This is a genomic window from Bacillus sp. JHAA, from assembly GCF_036961585.1.
Taxonomy (GTDB): domain Bacteria; phylum Bacillota; class Bacilli; order Bacillales; family Bacillaceae; genus Bacillus; species Bacillus velezensis.
In genome coordinates, this window is sequence record NZ_JBAMDE010000002.1 from 200,277 (window position 1) to 217,647 (window position 17,371).

Sequence of the window (17,371 nt, forward strand, 5' to 3'; positions counted from 1 at the left end):
TTTTTTTTACGCAAAAATCATCTCCCGTTATCTGATAATTGTGATAATATTTAGAAAAAGAGAAAAGGGGCTGGGATTAAATGAATGCGATTACAATCGTCATAGCGTCTATATGTATTCTGGCGATCGCCTATCGGCTTTACGGTACCTTTATGATGGTCAAAGTATTAAAAATCAATGATCAGACACCGACTCCGGCCCATGTGCTTGAGGATGGGAAAGATTATGTGCCGACGAATAAGTGGGTGTCATTCGGCCACCACTTCGCGGCAATCGCCGCTGCCGGCCCGCTTGTCGGACCGATTCTGGCAGCTCAGTTCGGCTATCTGCCCGGGCTTTTATGGCTGTTAATCGGGGCGGTGATCGGAGGAGCCGTGCACGATATTGTCGTATTGTTTGCATCAATGCGGAAAAACGGGAAAACGCTTTCTGAAGTCGCCAAAGAAGAGCTCGGCCCGGTGGCGGGTTTTTGCACGGGTCTCTCGATGCTGTTTATCATTACGATCACGATGGCGGGGCTGTCCATGGTTGTGCTGCACGCGCTTGAGAAAAACCCGTGGGGAACGTTTGCGGTGGGCATTACGATTCCGATCGCGATGGGGGTCGGCCTCTACTATAAAAAAACGGGCAATCTCAAACTCGCATCAACTGTCGGGTTTCTTTTGTTAATGGCCGGTGTTGTCATCGGGCCGCGGCTGCAGACAACGGCTCTCGGGGACATGCTGACACTGGATGCGAAAACGCTTGCAGTGGCGCTTCCTGTCTATGCGTTTTTCGCCGCGGCGCTTCCGGTTTGGCTTTTGCTGGCTCCGCGTGACTATTTAAGCAGTTTTATGAAAATCGGGGTTTTTGCCGCTTTGATCGCAGGCGTCTTTTTCGTCAATCCCGCCATTAAATTTCCGGCCGTAACGGAGTTTATTCACGGCGAAGGGCCGGTGATCGCGGGTCCTGTCTGGCCGTTTATTTCAATAACGATTGCCTGCGGCGCCATTTCGGGTTTTCATGCATTTGTCGGTTCCGGCACAACACCGAAAATGCTGGATAAATGGAGTGATATAAAGCCGGTTGCTTTCGGAGCGATGCTTGTGGAATGTCTCGTCGGAATTATGGCGCTCATTGCAGCTGCCGCTCTTGAGCCCGCCGACTATTTTGCTATTAACAGCACGCCTGAAATATTCCGCACCCTCGGGATGAATGTCGTCCATCTGCCTGAATTGAGTAAAGAAATCGGGCTCAGTCTGGAAGGAAGAACGGGCGGCGCTGTTACGCTTGCCGTCGGAATGACGTATATCTTTACGGAGATTCCGTTTTTCAGTCATTTGGCTTCATACTTTTTTCAATTCGTCATTATGTTTGAAGCGGTGTTTATTTTAACGGCGATTGATGCGGGAACCCGTGTCGCCCGGTACTTGATTCAAGAGTTTTTCGGAGAGGTCTATAAGCCGCTGAAAAAAACAGACTGGCTGCCGGGCTCGATTTTCTCAAGCGCGCTCGCCTGCCTGCTGTGGGGCTATCTTCTGTATTCGGGCGACATCAGCTCCATTTGGGCGCTGTTCGGCGTATCCAATCAGCTTATGGCGTCTGTCGGCTTAATTATCGGTGCGACCGTCGTATTAAAAATAGCGGATAAGCGGCGCTATATGCTGACATGCCTGATTCCTCTCGCTTATTTGTACGTGACCGTCAACTATGCGGGTTATTGGATGGTGCGGTATGTGTATTTGAACCCCGAAGCGGCGGGATACAACGTGCTGAATGGCGTTTTATCCATTATCATGCTCATTCTCGGGCTTGTGATTATCATTGCGGCTGTGAAAAAATGGGCGAATGTATGGCGTGATCCGAGTGCCAGACTAGAAGCTTCAATACCCGGATAAATCCGCGGCCGTCCGAACATTGCAGCATCATAAAAAAGCAGAGAGCCGATATGTCTCTCTGCTTTCATCTTATGACAAATCCGCCGCTTCCAAAAGGTAATCCGCCAAATGAACCGCGCGGACACGGCCTGTTAATCCTTCGCGTAAAATGCCGAGCTGCATTTGCAGAAGGCATCCGGGATTGGCTGTCACGATGACGGCCGCCTCCGTTTTTCCGGCGGCTTTCATCTTACTGTCTAATATTTTCATAGACATCTCTGACTCTGTTATATTATAAATTCCCGCCGACCCGCAGCAGCTGTCGGCCTTTTCCATTTCTCTGTACTCAGCCCCTTTAATGCTTTTCAAAAGCGTGCGCGGTTCCTCTGACGTATGCATCACATTGCGGAGATGGCAGGAGTCCTGATATGTGACGATATGAGGAGACTGCGCCCGCAGGTTTTTTTGATGGAACTTCAGATCAACCAGTACGGATGAAAAGTCTTTGAGCTTCCGGACGAATTGTTCGGCACGTTCCGCCCATCCAGGTTCATCTTTCAGTAAATGCGGATATTCCTGAAGAAAGGCGCCGCATCCGCCGGCGTTTGTAATGATATAATCAGCGTCAAGCGCCTCAAAAGCCGCGATATTCCGCTTGGCCAGTTCTTTTCCCATCTCTTTTTCTCCGCTGTGCCCGTGAAGCGCGCCGCAGCACGCCTGGCCGTCCGGAACCGCGATTTCACACCCGGTCGCCTGTAAAAGCGCCGTTGTCGCATGATTTGTCGCTAAAAACATCGTATCCATTAAGCAGCCCGAGAAAAAAGCGGCCCGTTTTTGGACGGGACCCGCGGCAGGAAGAAAACGCGGCCTTTCCTTCATGTCTTTCCGTTTCGGGGCGGGCGGGAGCACTTGTTCCATTGTGCGCAGATGTTCAGGCAAAACGCGCAGCATACCGGTTTTTCTGACGGCGGTCTGCAGTCCTGATCTTTGGTATATTCCGAGAAGATTCACGGCTGTCTGCATGCGGTTTTGATGAGGGAAAAGCCCGGTGAAGGCGGCTTTCCGCAAGAGGCGCACGCCCGGCTTATGTTTTTTATTTTGATGAATGATATCCCTCGCTTCTTCAAGCAGCTGTCCGTAATTGACCCCTGCCGGACAAACGGGCTCGCATGCCCGGCATCCGAGACACAGCGAAAGTGAGCGCTCGACATCTTCATCCGGCTCGATCAGTCCGTCAGTGACGGCTTTCATCAGGGCGATCCGGCCGCGCGGCGAATGGGATTCTTGAAATCCCGATTCAATATAGGTCGGACAGGAAGGAAGGCAGAAGCCGCAGCGCATACAGTTCAGCAATTCACCTTCATCCATGCGGGTTTTGAATTCTGTTTGAATTTGTTGCTGCTCTTTAGCCGTTGTCATTTCATCACCACCACGCGTTTCCTTGATGAATTGGCGAATATTTTTCCCGGATTCAGCAGATTTTGGGGATCAAGCGCTTGTTTGATCGCTTTCATGGCGGTGATGCCTTCTGTTTTCAGTTTCATTTCTAAATACGGCGCTTTTACGATGCCGACCCCGTGTTCACCCGTTATCGTCCCGCCCAGCTCAATCGCTTTTTCAAAAATGGCGGCAAAAGCTTTTTCGACACGTTCCATTTCCTCTGTATTTCGGATATCGGTGGTGCACGTCGGATGGAGGTTGCCGTCTCCGGCATGGCCGAATGTGCAGATGGACAGGCCGTATGTTTCTGCAATCTCGTTAATGGCTTTGACCATGCTCGCAATTTGTGATCTCGGCACGGTCGCATCTTCCAGAATCGTTGTCGGTTTCAGCCGGGCAAGGGCTGATAATGCGGACCGTCTGGCCTCTGTAAGCGCGAATGCCTCTTCCTCGGTTTCAGCCGTTTGGACGGATACGGCGGCTCCGTTTTTACAAATCGCTTCGATTTTTTCCATATCTCGTCTGACCGTGTCGATGTCACCGTCCTGTTCGATCAGCAGCACCGCTTTTGCGTCGGTCGGAAGCCCGATCTTGGCGTAATCTTCAATGACCTGCAGTGTCGGCTGATCCAGAAATTCGAGTGTCGCCGGAATGATTTTTTCAGCGATGATGGCAGAAACCGATTCCGCAGCCGCTTCAATATGTTCATAGAGTGCAAGCAGCGTTTTTTTCGTTTCCGGCTTCGGAACCAGCTTTAAAGTCGCTTCCGTCACAACGCCGAGCGTCCCTTCTGATCCGACGAAAAGCCGGGTCAGATCATAACCGGCGACATCCTTTGTCAGCTTTCCTCCTGTGCGGATGATATCGCCTGAAGCCAATACGGCTTCAAGGCCGAGGACATAATCCCGGGTGACGCCGTACTTCAAACCGCGCAGCCCGCCGGAATTTTCATTAATATTCCCGCCGATTGTCGATATTTTCATGCTGCTCGGATCAGGCGGATAAAATAAACCTTTTTGTTCAACCGCACGGATCATATCTTGCGTAATCACGCCCGGCTGGACGGTTGCCGTCAAATTTTCTTCATCGATTTCTAGAATGCGGTTCATATGTTTGAATAAAAGCACAAGCCCGCCTTCAGACGGACATGTGCCGCCGCATAGGTTTGTGCCTGAACCCCTCGGCACGATCGGAATGTCATGCCTGCTGCAAATCGTTAATATACGGGACACGTCATCCGCGCTGCGGGGGGCGATGACCGCATCCGGCATGGCTTGCAGCTGAGGAGCCGCATCATAAGAATACACAAGACGGCCCGCCGCCGAATCATCATAATTCTCCTTCCCGACCGTCCGGATGAACGCTTCTTTTGCCTCTCGTGAAATCATGTTCTCCCAACCTCCCTGATAAGAAAAGCGTTTTCATTTAATTGTAAAGAAAAACGATTCCGCACACTATGGAGAAACATATGAAAAATGATGATATGATTACGTGCTTTTTGTATGTTGATCTAAAAAGCGCAGCGCCAAATAAAAAGCCGTTATGTCTTCAGGGCGGTCCAGCTTCATATTTGTCAGTGATTCCAGTTTGGAAAGACGGTAGCGCAATGTGTTGATATGAATATGCATGTCGTCGGCGGTGCGCTTTAACGATAATTGCCGGTCGAAAAAGGCGCGCAGCGTATCCAGAAGTTCTTCCCGGCCGAGTACATGCTCGAGAACCCGCCGTGAAAATTCCGACTTCGTGCGGGGTGTGATATCGGTAAGACACATATCCAGTTTTAAATCTTCTTCAAAGACGGCCTGCTTGTCACCGATTCCGGCTGAAAGTGCTTTATCTGCCTGTTCGTATGATTCCGTGAGGCGCTCTCCCGGAACGATCCGTCCGATGCCGGCGGTGACATGCTGCCCAAAAACGGCTCCGATCTTTTTAATGAGCTGTGTTTTGGAAGCCGAATTTGCTTCATGATTAATGAGAATTCGTTCATTTCCCCAGCGGACAAACAGGTCTTCAGGGCATTCGTACTGCCAGAGCCGCCCGAGCTCCTCCGCTTTATATTGCTCATAACGTCCTTGAATGAGTATGATCCGGCGGTATGCGTGAAGGTCTGTGCCGATGAGCTTTGCTTTTTCTAAAAAGCCCGGAGACCATTCTTTCAGCTGCAGCCAATCAACCATAAAGGATTCAAGCATTCTCGCACGCCACTGCGCTTCTTCCATATGGCGCGTTTCTTTAATAAACAGCTCCGTCATTTTTCTGAGCAATTCTCCGAAAGGCAGGATATCGTCAGGGTCTCCTGTCAGGCCGAATACTCCGATCACTTCATGACCTGAAAAAACGGGGAGGTTCAGTCCTGCTTTTACGCCCTCGAGCCGTTTTTCATCTTCTTTCGTAATGATGACATTCCGTTTTTCGCGCGCGCAGATCAGTGCGCCTTCATGAAACCATCCGGCGCGCGCCTCGTTGGTGCCCGCGATGATCATGCCTTTTGTATCGGCAATAATCACTTCGCGGCTGTACATATGTTTGACTTCGGCAATCAATTTCTTTGCCAGTTCCGGCTGTAACTGCATGGCGATCCCCCTCGCCATTATTATACAAAAAAAACCGGGTGTCCCATCACCCGGTTCATGCTTATTGCGCAGGTTTTAATCCGCCTTCAAGTGTTTTGAGCATTTCATTTTTTTCTGAGTCCGACGCATGCTGCCAAAGAACTTCGAATAAGACGCCGAGGCCCGGAAGCATTTTTTCTTCACCGCTTTGGATGGCGTCAACGATAGTATGCTCCAGCTGATCCTGGTTATTGCCGGTTACATTGGCAATAACGGCGTTGCGTAAATTAAGATCCATTACAACCGCTCCTTTTTCTGAATGTGATACGCATATTCTTACCGCGCACGCGGTTTATTATGTGCTGTTCTTAAGATATAATAACAACATGCATGAAAAAAGGAGAGCACAGACATAAAGTGAAACGAATCGACTCTGCAAAAAACCAAAAAGTGAAGGACTGGAAAAAACTTCACACAAAAAAAGAGAGACTTAAAACGAATACATTTCTGATAGAAGGAGAGCATCTGGCAGAAGAAGCGCTCAAATCAAAGGGAACGGTAAAAGAAATTCTCGTAAACGATGAGAGCGCCATCCCGGCCGATCTGGACATGAGCATTCCGTGCTACGTGCTGAGCGAAGACGCGTTTTCAGCCGTGACGGAAACAGAAACGCCGCAGCGGATCGCCGCGGTCTGCCATATGCCGGATAGGCAGCCTGATCAGCTGAAGCGGCTGCTTCTGATTGATGCCGTGCAGGACCCGGGGAATTTAGGAACAATGATCAGAACGGCAGATGCGGCGGGAATCGACGCCGTTGTCCTTGGTGAGGGAACAGCAGACCCGTACAATGGAAAAACGCTGCGTTCAGCACAAGGTTCTCATTTTCATATTCCCATTTTGAAACGTCCGCTTGATGAGTTTACCGCTGAGCTGAAATCACAAGGCGTCGCGATCTACGGCACGGCGCTTGAAAACGGTGCGGCTTATCAAAGCGTGAAGCCTGAAGAATCGTTCGCGTTAATCGTCGGGAACGAGGGGGCGGGAGTGGACGCCGGCCTTCTGCAAAAAACGGATCTCAACCTGTACGTTCCGCTGTACGGGCAGGCGGAATCGCTGAATGTGGCGGTAGCGGCCGCCATCCTCGTTTATCATCTCAGAGGATAGGTTGCGAAAAGCCTTGGATTTCACTATAATAGATAGCAATAATGTAAAAACCGTGACAGAGGACGTCAATTTTTGCACACACTGCCTTCCAGGGAGAAAATGCCGCTGACTGAGAGCATTTTTATCGCAGCACAAAAATTGATTTTCACCTCTCGAGTTGTCACCGGGACCGCGCCAAACGCGCGTAAAGGTGAACCGGAACGATCGTTTCCGTTATGTCAATGAAGCTGTCGGCAGATGAAGTCTGCCTTAAAAAGGGTGGTACCGCGGCCACAACTCGTCCCTTCTCTCAAGGGGCGGGTTTTTTTGTTTTCTGAAAAAGGCATAGAACGGTTTGGTTTACATAAAAGGAGGATGCATGATGGAAGAGAAGCTTAAACAGCTCGAACTGGAAGCTGCAGAAAAAGTAGAAGCGGCGGGTTCATTAAAAGAAGTTAACGACATTCGGGTGCAATATCTCGGAAAAAAAGGGCCGATTACAGAAGTTCTCCGCGGCATGGGCAAACTGTCCGCCGAAGAGCGCCCGAAAATGGGAGCGCTCGCCAATGAAGTGAGAGAGCGCATTGCAGCAGCCATTACGGCGAAAAATGAACAGCTTGAACAAGAAGAAATGAATAAAAAACTCAGCAGCCAGACGATTGACGTCACGTTGCCGGGCAGTCAGGTAAACATCGGCGGACGCCATCCGCTGACGGTCGTTATTGAAGAAATTGAAGATTTATTTATCGGCATGGGATATACCGTCGAAGAAGGCCCTGAAGTGGAAACGGATTATTACAACTTTGAGGCGCTGAACCTGCCGAAGGAACATCCTGCCCGCGACATGCAGGACAGCTTTTACATTACAGAAGAAATGCTGATGAGAACGCAGACGTCACCGGTGCAGACGCGCACGATGGAAAAGCATAAAGGAAAAGGCCCTGTCAAAATCATTTGTCCCGGTAAAGTGTATCGCCGCGACAACGATGACGCGACACATTCCCATCAGTTCATGCAGATCGAGGGTCTCGTCGTCGACCGCAAAATCAGCATGAGCGACCTGAAAGGCACGCTTGAATTGGTCGCCAAAAAAATGTTCGGCCAAGACCGTGAAATCAGGCTCCGTCCGAGCTTTTTCCCATTCACAGAGCCTTCTGTCGAGGTGGATGTGACCTGCTTTAAGTGCGGCGGACAAGGCTGCTCCGTCTGCAAAAAAACAGGCTGGATCGAAATTCTCGGCGCCGGCATGGTTCACCCGAACGTGCTGAAGATGGCCGGATTCAATCCTGAGGAATACCAGGGTTTTGCTTTCGGAATGGGTGTTGAACGTATCGCGATGCTGAAATACGGCATTGAAGATATCCGCCATTTCTATACCAATGATGTCAGATTCATTTCGCAGTTTAAACAGGCGTAAGAGGAGGATACACATGTTTGTTTCTTATAAATGGTTAGAAGATTACGTTGACTTGCAGGGAATCGACCCGGCCGTGCTTGCAGAAAAAATTACGAGAGCCGGTATTGAAGTTGAGGGTATCGAGTATAAAGGGGAGGGCGTAAAAGGCGTTGTCATCGGACACGTGCTTGAGCGCGAACAGCACCCGAATGCCGACAAACTCAACAAATGCCTTGTTGATATCGGTGCGGAGGAACCCGTGCAGATTATCTGCGGCGCCCCGAATGTTGATAAAGGACAGAAGGTTGCCGTTGCAACGGTCGGAGCCGTGCTTCCCGGCAATTTCAAAATTAAAAAAGCCAAGCTGCGCGGCGAAGCGTCTCACGGCATGATCTGTTCCCTTCAGGAGCTCGGCATTGAAAGCAAGCTCGTGGCGAAAGAATATGCGGAAGGCATTTTCGTTTTTCCGAATGATGCTGAAACGGGAGCTGACGCAATGGCGGCCCTTCAGCTTGATGATGCGATTTTAGAATTGGGCTTAACGCCGAACCGCGCCGACGCGATGAACATGCTTGGCGTGGCTTATGAAGTTGCGGCTATCCTCGGCGCAGAGGTAAAGCTTCCGGAGGCTTCATATGAAAAAGCGGCAGAAAAAGCGGCGGATGCTGTTTCCGTTAAGGTTGAAGATACGCAGGCCAATCCGCATTATGCCGCAAAAATCATTAAAAACGTCAAAATCGGCCCGTCTCCGCTATGGATGCAGACGAAGCTGATGAATGCAGGCATCCGCCCGCATAATAACGTCGTGGACATTACAAACTTCGTCCTCCTTGAGTACGGACAGCCGCTTCACGCTTTCGATTACGACCGGTTCGGTTCAAAAGAGGTCGTCGTCAGAAAAGCGGCGGAAAACGAAACCATCGTAACGCTGGATGAACAAGAGCGCAAGCTGTCAAGCAGCCATTTGGTCATCACAAACGGAAAAAAAGCGCAAGCCGTTGCGGGAGTCATGGGCGGAGCTGAGTCTGAAGTCCGTGAAGACACCACTGCGATTTTACTGGAGGCCGCTTATTTCGACGGACAGACCGTCCGCAAAGCGTCGAGAGACCTCGGATTGAGAAGCGAAGCGAGCGCCAGATATGAAAAAGGCATTGATCCGGCACGCGTTTTGCTGGCGGCTGAACGGGCCTGCAGTCTCATTCAGGCATATGCCGGCGGAGAAGTGCTCTCAGGCACGGTTGAAGAAAACCATCTGAAAATCGAAGCAAACAATATTCACGTGTCTGTTGAAAAAGTGAACGCCGTGCTCGGCATGACAATCGCTAAAGAAGAAATCATCAGCATTTACAAGCGCCTCGGGTTTGCAGTCGGTGAAGCTGAAGACGTTCTCGTCGTAACGGTGCCGTCGCGCCGCGGAGATATTAGAATAGAAGAAGACCTGATTGAAGAAGCGGCGAGATTGTACGGATATGACAATATTCCGTCCACGCTTCCGGAAACGGCCGGCACGACAGGCGGCTTGACACCGTATCAGGCAAAACGCCGGAAAGTGAGACGTTTTCTTGAAGGAGCGGGTCTTTCACAAGCGACCACTTATTCATTAACGAATGATAAAAAAGCGGCCGCTTTTGCGATCGAAAAATCATTCAACACGATGCTTGCTCTGCCGATGAGCGAAGAAAGAAGCATTCTCAGACACAGCCTCGTGCCGAATCTTCTTGAAGCCGTTTCATACAATCTGGCCAGACAGACTGATTCCGTTGCTTTATATGAAACGGGTTCTGTATTTCTGACGAAAGAAGAAAACACAAAACCGGTTGAAAAAGAACGGGTTGCCGGAGCTGTAACCGGATTGTGGCGCAAAAATTTATGGCAGGGTGAGAAAAAGCCGGTTGATTTCTTCGTCGCCAAAGGAATCGTTGAAGGCCTGCTGCATCAATTGAATGTGTCAGACCGGGTTGAATTTGTCCAGTCAGAACGCAAAAACATGCATCCCGGCCGGACGGCAAACATTCTATTGAACGGTTCGCTTGCCGGATTTATCGGCCAGGTGCATCCGGCAATGGAAAAAGAGCTGGATATCAAAGAAACGTATGTGTTCGAGCTTGATCTGCACGCGCTTCTGACCGAGGAAACAGAACCTGTCGTGTATACGCCGATTCCGAAGTACCCGTCCGTCACGCGCGATATTGCGCTTGTGGCAGATAAAACCGTTACAAGCGGACAGCTCGAAGCCGTGATCAAAGAAGCCGGCGGCGCGCTGCTGAAAGAAGTCACCGTATTTGATGTGTACGAAGGTGAGCATATGGAAGAGGGCAAAAAATCCGTCGCCTTCTCGCTCCAATATGTTAACCCTGAACAAACATTGACAGAAGAAGAAGTGACAAAAGTACATGAAAACGTGCTGAAAGCGCTGGAAGAAACGTATCAGGCCGTATTAAGAGGATAAAGAAAAAGCTTGCAGATCACTCTGCAAGCTTTTTTATTATGACCGCTTCCGTTCAACAAGGCGTTTCGCTTTTTGCGTATTGGCAAAATGAAGTTTGGTGAACGTTCTGAGCGCACCTTCTCCCTTATTGATGATCAGCTTGGCGGCAGCTTCATCGACATGCGGCCCCGCGCCTTTCGGAATCGTCATCCCAGCCTCTCGGGAAAGCTTATCCATTTCAATTAAGAAAGAATATCGCGCAATGATAGAGGCTGCGGCGACGGAAAGATGTATGCTTTCCGCTTTCGTGCTGAAAAACGTTTTTTCTTTTACGATATCCCGTCCGGAAAGATGCTTAAAATAAATGCCGGGCTCTGCGAATTGGTCAATCAGAATCGCTTCCGGTTTAACGCCGTTCATTTTTCTCAGCAGATTGGAAATCGCCTGATTATGAAGGAGCGCCTTCATTTTTCCTTGGCTCATGCCTTTTTCCTGCATCTGATTGTATTTTTCGTTTTTTAACACAAGCAGGCTGTAAGGAATGGTTTTAATTAACAGTTTGGCGATTTCAATAATCTGCGGATCTTTTAAATCCTTCGAATCCTTCACACCGAGTTCTTTCATTAAAGAAAGTTTTGTTTTGTCGGCGTAGGCGCAGGCAACCGTTATCGGCCCGAAGTAATCGCCTGTTCCGACTTCATCAGAGCCGATTACTGACATGGAGGCAATGCCCGCCGGGGGAGCGTAGAGCGGGTCGGCCGCTTTTTTGACGGTTTTCTTTGCTTTCGGCGCCTCAGCCGTTCCCCAGCGGGCCGCTTCTGTGCCGGCGTTTTTTCCTTGAAAGAGAACCTTGCCCGAGCGGTAGGCTGTAATGGTACAGCCCGGAGGCTTGGCCTGGAAGACGGCGCCCTGCGGAACGGCGGGAGTAAGGGAGCCGGCATAGGATTGTTTCATTTGTTCCATAGCGGAAGCGGATACTTTTATAACAGAATGGGACACGATATAATCTCCTTTTTTGGCACTTTTCACTGTATATACCAGTGTATCATAACAGCCCGAGGCTCGTCTTTCCATTCAAACGATAATCGTGGTATGATAGGAACTAGGATTCTCGCGGAATGGAGGAGAAACGTTGTCTGACGGCAAAAAAACCAAAACGACAGTAAACATTTACGGCCAGCACTTCACCATTATCGGGGAAGAAAGCAAAGCGCATATGCGCCATGTGGCCGGAGTGGTTGATGATAAAATGAGAGAAATCAACGAGAAAAATCCATATCTTGATATAAATAAGCTCGCTGTATTGACTGCGGTCAATGTCGTGCATGATTATATGAAACTGCAAGAAAAATATGAAATACTGGAGCGGCAGCTTAAAGAAAAGGAATGAACACCATATGATAGATATCATCATCTTAGTTTTGCTCTTAATGGGCACATTGCTTGGATTAAAAAGAGGATTTATCCTCCAATTTATATATTTAACGAGTTTCATCCTCTCGATTGCGTTTGCGGCGCTTTTTTACAAAAATCTGGCCCCGCATCTGAGCTTTATACCCGCGCCTGATTTTTCCGGCGGGCAGGCGGCTCTGTCTTTTATTAAAGGAAACGTAGAGACGGCTTATTACAACGCGATCGCGTTTGTCATTTTGTTTATCATCGCAAAGATTCTGCTTCGGATTATCGGAGCGGCGCTTAATATCATCGCCAGCATTCCGGTCATTAAACAGATCAACAAACTGCTGGGCGGGGTGCTTGGGTTTCTGGAAGTCTATTTATTTGCGTTTATCCTGTTATACGTCGCATCCGTACTGCCGGTAAGCGCGCTTCAGGGTATGCTCGCACAATCGACGCTTGCAAATATCATCACACATCATACGCCGTATCTGTCAGGGCTCCTGCAAGAACTGTGGGCCCAGTACGGGGCATAAAAAACTTCTCTTGACCGGAGAAGTTTTTTTCAAGCTCTGCGTCAGTTGTGCCGGAGGAGAAAAATTTGTATGATGAAAAGCAGGAAACGACTGGGGGTTAACAGTATGCATAAAAAAGATATCATCAGGCTGCTTGAAACGATTGCGGTCTATATGGAACTGAAAGGGGACAACCCGTTTAAAATATCAGCCTTCCGAAAAGCGGCAGCGGCGCTTGAGCAGGATGACCGCAGCCTGTCGGAAATCGACGACATGATGTCTTTATCCGGAATCGGAAAAGGCACCTACGGCGTCATTCGTGAATATATGCAGGAAGGTGTGTCCGGCACGCTTCTCCAATTGCAGAAAGAAGTTCCGGAAGGCTTGGTTCCTCTTTTGAAGCTTCCGGGCCTCGGCGGCAAAAAAATCGCCAAGCTGTATCAGGAACTGGGCGTTCATGACGCGGAATCGCTGAAAGAAGCGTGCGAGCAGCAAAAAGTACAGGGGCTCGCCGGTTTCGGCAAAAAAACGGAGGAGAAAATCCTTCAGGCTCTCGGAGAAGCCGGAAAACAGCCGGAACGGTTTCCGATCGGCTATGCGCTCGGCATTGCTTCAGTAATTGAAGAACATTTAGCCCGGCTGACGGATATTCAGAAATATTCCCGGGCCGGCAGTCTCAGAAGAGCGCGGGAAACCGTAAAAGATCTGGATTACATTATCGCTACAGATCATCCGGAGGCTGTCAGAGAACAGCTTCTTTCCCTCCCGAACGTAAAAGACGTGATAGCGAGCGGGGACACAAAAGTATCAGTCATCCTGACCTTTGAATATGAGACGAGTGTGGATTTCCGGCTTGTGACAGAGGAACAGTTTGCCACCACACTGCATCATTTTACCGGTTCTAAAGATCACAACATTAAAATGCGCCAGCTGGCGAAAGAGCGCGGTGAACGGATCAGTGAATACGGAGTAGAAACCATAGAAACAGGAGACGTCAAAACATTCCCGAGCGAAGAAGCGTTTTACGCCCACTTCGGTCTGCCGTTTATTCCTCCTGAGCTCAGAGAAAGCGGGCAGGAGGTCGACACGTACCGGGAAGAAACGGATCTTGTGGAGCATAAAGCGATAAAAGGCGATCTCCACATGCACTCAGCCTGGAGTGACGGCGCTTTTTCCATCAGAGAAATGGCAGAAGCGTGTATGGCAAAAGGCTATCAGTACATGGCGATCACCGACCATTCCCAATATTTAAAGGTAGCCAACGGGTTAACGGCCGAACGGCTCAAAAAACAGGCGGAAGAAATTGACGCGTTAAATGCTGAATTTGAAAATTTTCATATTTTTAAAGGCGTAGAAATGGATATTCTCCCCGACGGTTCGCTCGATTATGATGACAGTGTTCTGTCTGAAATGGATCTTGTCATCGCATCTATTCATTCAAGCTTCAGCCAGCCGGAACATGTCATTATGAAACGGCTTGAACAGGCGCTGACGAATAAGCACGTGGACATTATCGCCCACCCGACGGGACGCCTGATCGGCAGACGGGCCGGCTATGAAGTCGACATCGACATGCTGATTGAACTCGCCGCCAAAACAAATACGGCGCTTGAACTGAATGCAAACCCCGCGCGTCTCGATTTGCGGACTGAGCATCTGATCAAAGCAAATGAAAAAGGCGTGACTTTGGTCATTAATACAGATGCCCATAATATCGAGATGCTCGATGATATGAAAACGGGCGTGACCGCTGCGCGCAAAGGCTGGACGGAAACAAAACATGTGTTAAACGCCCGGCCGCTACACGAGGTCAAAGCATTTCTGACGCGCAATGATTAAGTAAGGAGGATCACAAAACCGTGCAGCAAAAAGTGTTATCATCACTTGAATTTCATAAAGTAAAAGAACAGATTACCGCACATGCCGCCTCATCGCTCGGCCGGGAGAAGCTTCTGCAGCTGAAACCTTTGACGGATCTCTCAGACATCCAAAAACAGCTGGATGAAGTCGAAGAAGCATCCGCGGTCATGCGCTTGAGAGGCCATGCTCCGTTCGGCGGCCTGACCGACATAAGATCCGCTTTACGGCGGGCGGAAATCGGCAGTGTGCTGACGCCGGCGGAATTTACCGAATTGTCCGGGCTGCTGTATGCCGTTAAACAAATGAAGCACTTTATCAGCCAAATGACAGAAGACGGCGTCGACATTCCGCTGATACAGGCCCATGCAGAAGAACTGATTACATTGGGCGATTTGGAAAGGGAGATTAACTCCTGCATTGATGATCACGGCGAAGTGCTTGATCATGCATCCCCCGCTTTAAGGGGAATCCGCACGCAGCTCAGGACACTTGAATCAAGAGTCAGAGACCGGCTTGAATCGATGCTGCGTTCATCTTCCGCTTCTAAAATGCTGTCTGACACCATCGTTACGATTCGGAATGACCGCTTTGTCATCCCGGTCAAACAGGAATACAGATCAAGCTACGGCGGAATTGTCCACGATACATCTTCATCCGGTGCGACACTGTTTATTGAACCGCAGGCGATCGTAGATATGAACAACTCGCTTCAGCAGGCGAAAGTAAAAGAAAAACAGGAAATCGAACGGATTCTCCGGATGCTGACGGAGCATACGGCTGAACACACACAAGAAATCGCTCAAAATGTGGAAGTGCTGCAGACACTGGATTTCATTTTCGCCAAAGCGCGATACGCAAAAGCAATGAAGGCGACAAAACCACTCATGAACGGAGACGGCTTTATCCGGCTGAAAAAAGCGCGCCATCCGCTGCTGCCCCAAGATCAAGTCGTGGCCAACGATATTGAACTGGGCGGAGATTATTCAACGATCGTTATCACGGGACCGAATACGGGCGGTAAAACCGTTACGTTAAAAACACTCGGGCTGCTGACGATAATGGCGCAGGCGGGATTGCACATACCGGCTGATGAGGGATCGGAAGCAGCAGTATTTGACAATGTGTTTGCCGATATCGGCGATGAACAGTCGATCGAACAAAGTCTGAGTACGTTCTCATCCCACATGGTCAATATCGTCAATATTTTAAAAGACGTGTCTGAAAACAGTCTTGTGCTGTTTGATGAACTCGGTGCCGGAACAGATCCGCAGGAAGGAGCGGCGCTTGCCATGAGCATCCTTGACGAAGTTCACCGGACAAACGCCAGAGTGCTTGCGACAACCCATTATCCGGAACTGAAAGCATACGGATATAACAGACAAGGCGTCATGAATGCCAGCGTTGAATTTGACATTGAAACGCTTTCGCCTACCTATAAGCTTCTGATCGGAGTGCCGGGCCGAAGCAACGCATTTGAAATCTCAAGACGCCTTGGGCTTCCGGAGCATATCATCGGCCAGGCGAAGTCAGAAATGACCGCCGAACATAACGAAGTCGATCTGATGATCGCATCGCTTGAAAAAAGCAAAAAAAGAGCGGATGAAGAGCTTTCTGAAACCGAATCAATCAGAAAAGAAGCAGAAAAACTGCACAAAGATCTTCAGCAGCAAATTATTGAGCTGAACGCCCAAAAAGATAAAATGATGGAAGAAGCCGAGCAGAAAGCTGCGGAAAAACTGGAAGCCGCCGCAAATGAAGCAGAACAGATTATCCGCGAGCTCAGGTCCATCAAGCAAGAACACAGATCCTTTAAGGAACACGAGCTGATTGACGCCAAAAAACGTCTCGGAGACGCGATGCCGGCTTTTGAAAAATCAAAGCAGCCGGAAAGAAAGACAGAGAAAAAACGCGAGCTGAAGCCGGGCGACGAAGTAAAGGTGCTCACATTCGGACAAAAAGGGGCGCTGCTTGAGAAAACCGGCGAGAAAGAATGGAACGTCCAAATCGGCATCCTCAAAATGAAGGTGAAGGAAAAAGATCTTGAGTTTCTCAAGTCCGCTCCTGAACCGAAAAAAGAAAAAGCAATCACCGCCGTAAAAGGGAAGGATTATCATGTATCCCTTGAACTTGACCTCAGGGGAGAGCGTTACGAAAACGCCCTCAGCCGCGTCGAAAAATATTTAGATGACGCGGTGCTTGCCGGCCATCCGAGAGTGTCCATCATTCACGGAAAAGGCACGGGCGCCCTCCGAAAAGGGGTGCAGGATCTTCTGAAAAACCACCGCAGCGTGAAAAGCTCGCGGTTCGGGGAAGCGGGAGAAGGAGGATCAGGCGTAACGATTGTCGAACTAAAATAAAAAGGGAGTAAACGTCATGAATGCTTTTTGGGAAAATGAGCTTGTTGAAATCGCGGCTTATTACAGTGTAGCCGTCTTGTGTCTCGTCATTTTTCTGACCGTGTTTGAATTGGTGACATCCTATAAAAACTGGGTGGAAATCCAAAAAGGCAATCTTGCGGTGGCAATGGCGACCGGAGGGAAAATTCTCGGTATCGCAAATGTCTTTCAGCACAGCATCGCCCAGCATAATTCGCTTTTGCAAATGATCGGCTGGGGCGTATACGGATTTATTATGCTTTTAATCAGCTATTTTATCTTTGAATTTCTGACGCCCCGGTTTAAAATTGATAAAGAAATTGAAAAAGATAACAGAGCTGTCGGCTTTATTTCATTTGTCATCTCAGTCGGCCTGTCATTTGTGGTGGCCGCCGGGATTTAAGGGGACGG

14 protein-coding genes are annotated in these 17,371 nt (G+C 49.4%); 9 read left to right on the plus strand and 5 right to left on the minus strand.

What is annotated here, in order from left to right:
- Window positions 1-80: 80 nt before the first annotated feature.
- Complete coding sequence (gene cstA / locus V7728_RS04880; protein ID WP_099567000.1) at window positions 81-1,877, plus strand: carbon starvation protein CstA; 1,797 nt, start codon at window positions 81-83, stop codon at window positions 1,875-1,877.
- Between the two features lie 69 nt (window positions 1,878-1,946).
- Here cstA and V7728_RS04885 read toward each other — a convergent pair whose 3' ends face one another.
- From V7728_RS04885 to sspI, 4 genes are all read right to left on the minus strand, one after another.
- A complete protein-coding gene (locus V7728_RS04885) occupies window positions 1,947-3,275 on the minus strand; it encodes a (Fe-S)-binding protein (protein WP_072589440.1) in 1,329 nt (442 codons plus the stop codon).
- Window positions 3,272-4,684 (minus strand): glycolate oxidase subunit GlcD, encoded by a 1,413-nt coding sequence (glcD, locus tag V7728_RS04890; RefSeq protein WP_015417962.1) that lies wholly within the window; start codon window positions 4,682-4,684, stop codon window positions 3,272-3,274. Before glcD ends, V7728_RS04885 begins: the two co-directional genes overlap by 4 nt.
- Before the next feature lie 99 nt (window positions 4,685-4,783).
- On the minus strand, window positions 4,784-5,869 hold the full coding sequence (locus tag V7728_RS04895) for a CdaR family transcriptional regulator (protein ID WP_309193380.1): 1,086 nt from the start codon (window positions 5,867-5,869) through the stop codon (window positions 4,784-4,786).
- Between the two features lie 61 nt (window positions 5,870-5,930).
- Window positions 5,931-6,146 (minus strand): small acid-soluble spore protein SspI, encoded by a 216-nt coding sequence (sspI, locus tag V7728_RS04900; RefSeq protein WP_003152527.1) that lies wholly within the window; start codon window positions 6,144-6,146, stop codon window positions 5,931-5,933.
- Window positions 6,147-6,265: 119 nt separating this feature from the next.
- On the opposite strand from sspI, the gene V7728_RS04905 reads away from it, so the two are divergent.
- The 3 genes from V7728_RS04905 to pheT all read left to right on the plus strand — a co-directional run bounded on the left by V7728_RS04905 (window position 6,266) and on the right by pheT (window position 10,836).
- Complete coding sequence (locus tag V7728_RS04905) at window positions 6,266-7,012, plus strand: TrmH family RNA methyltransferase (protein WP_059367992.1); 747 nt, start codon at window positions 6,266-6,268, stop codon at window positions 7,010-7,012.
- Between the two features lie 361 nt (window positions 7,013-7,373).
- Window positions 7,374-8,408: a phenylalanine--tRNA ligase subunit alpha gene (pheS, locus tag V7728_RS04910; protein WP_003152530.1), complete on the plus strand. Its 1,035-nt coding sequence runs from the start codon at window positions 7,374-7,376 to the stop codon at window positions 8,406-8,408.
- Window positions 8,409-8,421: 13 nt separating this feature from the next.
- Window positions 8,422-10,836 (plus strand): phenylalanine--tRNA ligase subunit beta, encoded by a 2,415-nt coding sequence (gene pheT, locus V7728_RS04915; RefSeq protein WP_012118137.1) that lies wholly within the window; start codon window positions 8,422-8,424, stop codon window positions 10,834-10,836.
- Between the two features lie 36 nt (window positions 10,837-10,872).
- On the opposite strand, the gene rnhC is transcribed toward pheT, so the two are convergent.
- Window positions 10,873-11,814, minus strand: a complete 942-nt coding sequence (gene rnhC, locus V7728_RS04920) for a ribonuclease HIII (RefSeq protein WP_012118136.1) — start codon at window positions 11,812-11,814, stop codon at window positions 10,873-10,875.
- A 133-nt stretch (window positions 11,815-11,947) separates the two neighbouring features.
- Between rnhC and zapA the strand changes: the two genes are divergently transcribed.
- The 5 genes from zapA to V7728_RS04945 all read left to right on the plus strand — a co-directional run bounded on the left by zapA (window position 11,948) and on the right by V7728_RS04945 (window position 17,363).
- Entirely contained in the window at window positions 11,948-12,205 is a 258-nt protein-coding gene (gene zapA / locus V7728_RS04925; protein ID WP_007408114.1) for a cell division protein ZapA, read from the plus strand.
- Window positions 12,206-12,212: 7 nt separating this feature from the next.
- A complete protein-coding gene (locus V7728_RS04930; protein WP_025285079.1) occupies window positions 12,213-12,746 on the plus strand; it encodes a CvpA family protein in 534 nt (177 codons plus the stop codon).
- A 105-nt stretch (window positions 12,747-12,851) separates the two neighbouring features.
- Window positions 12,852-14,564 carry a DNA polymerase/3'-5' exonuclease PolX gene (gene polX, locus V7728_RS04935; protein WP_072589829.1) on the plus strand — a complete coding sequence of 571 codons (1,713 nt, stop codon included), beginning with the start codon at window positions 12,852-12,854 and terminating at the stop codon, window positions 14,562-14,564.
- A gap of 20 nt (window positions 14,565-14,584) precedes the next feature.
- Window positions 14,585-16,942: an endonuclease MutS2 gene (locus V7728_RS04940; protein WP_059367998.1), complete on the plus strand. Its 2,358-nt coding sequence runs from the start codon at window positions 14,585-14,587 to the stop codon at window positions 16,940-16,942.
- A gap of 16 nt (window positions 16,943-16,958) precedes the next feature.
- Complete coding sequence (locus tag V7728_RS04945; protein WP_003152541.1) at window positions 16,959-17,363, plus strand: DUF350 domain-containing protein; 405 nt, start codon at window positions 16,959-16,961, stop codon at window positions 17,361-17,363.
- Window positions 17,364-17,371 lie beyond the last annotated feature (8 nt).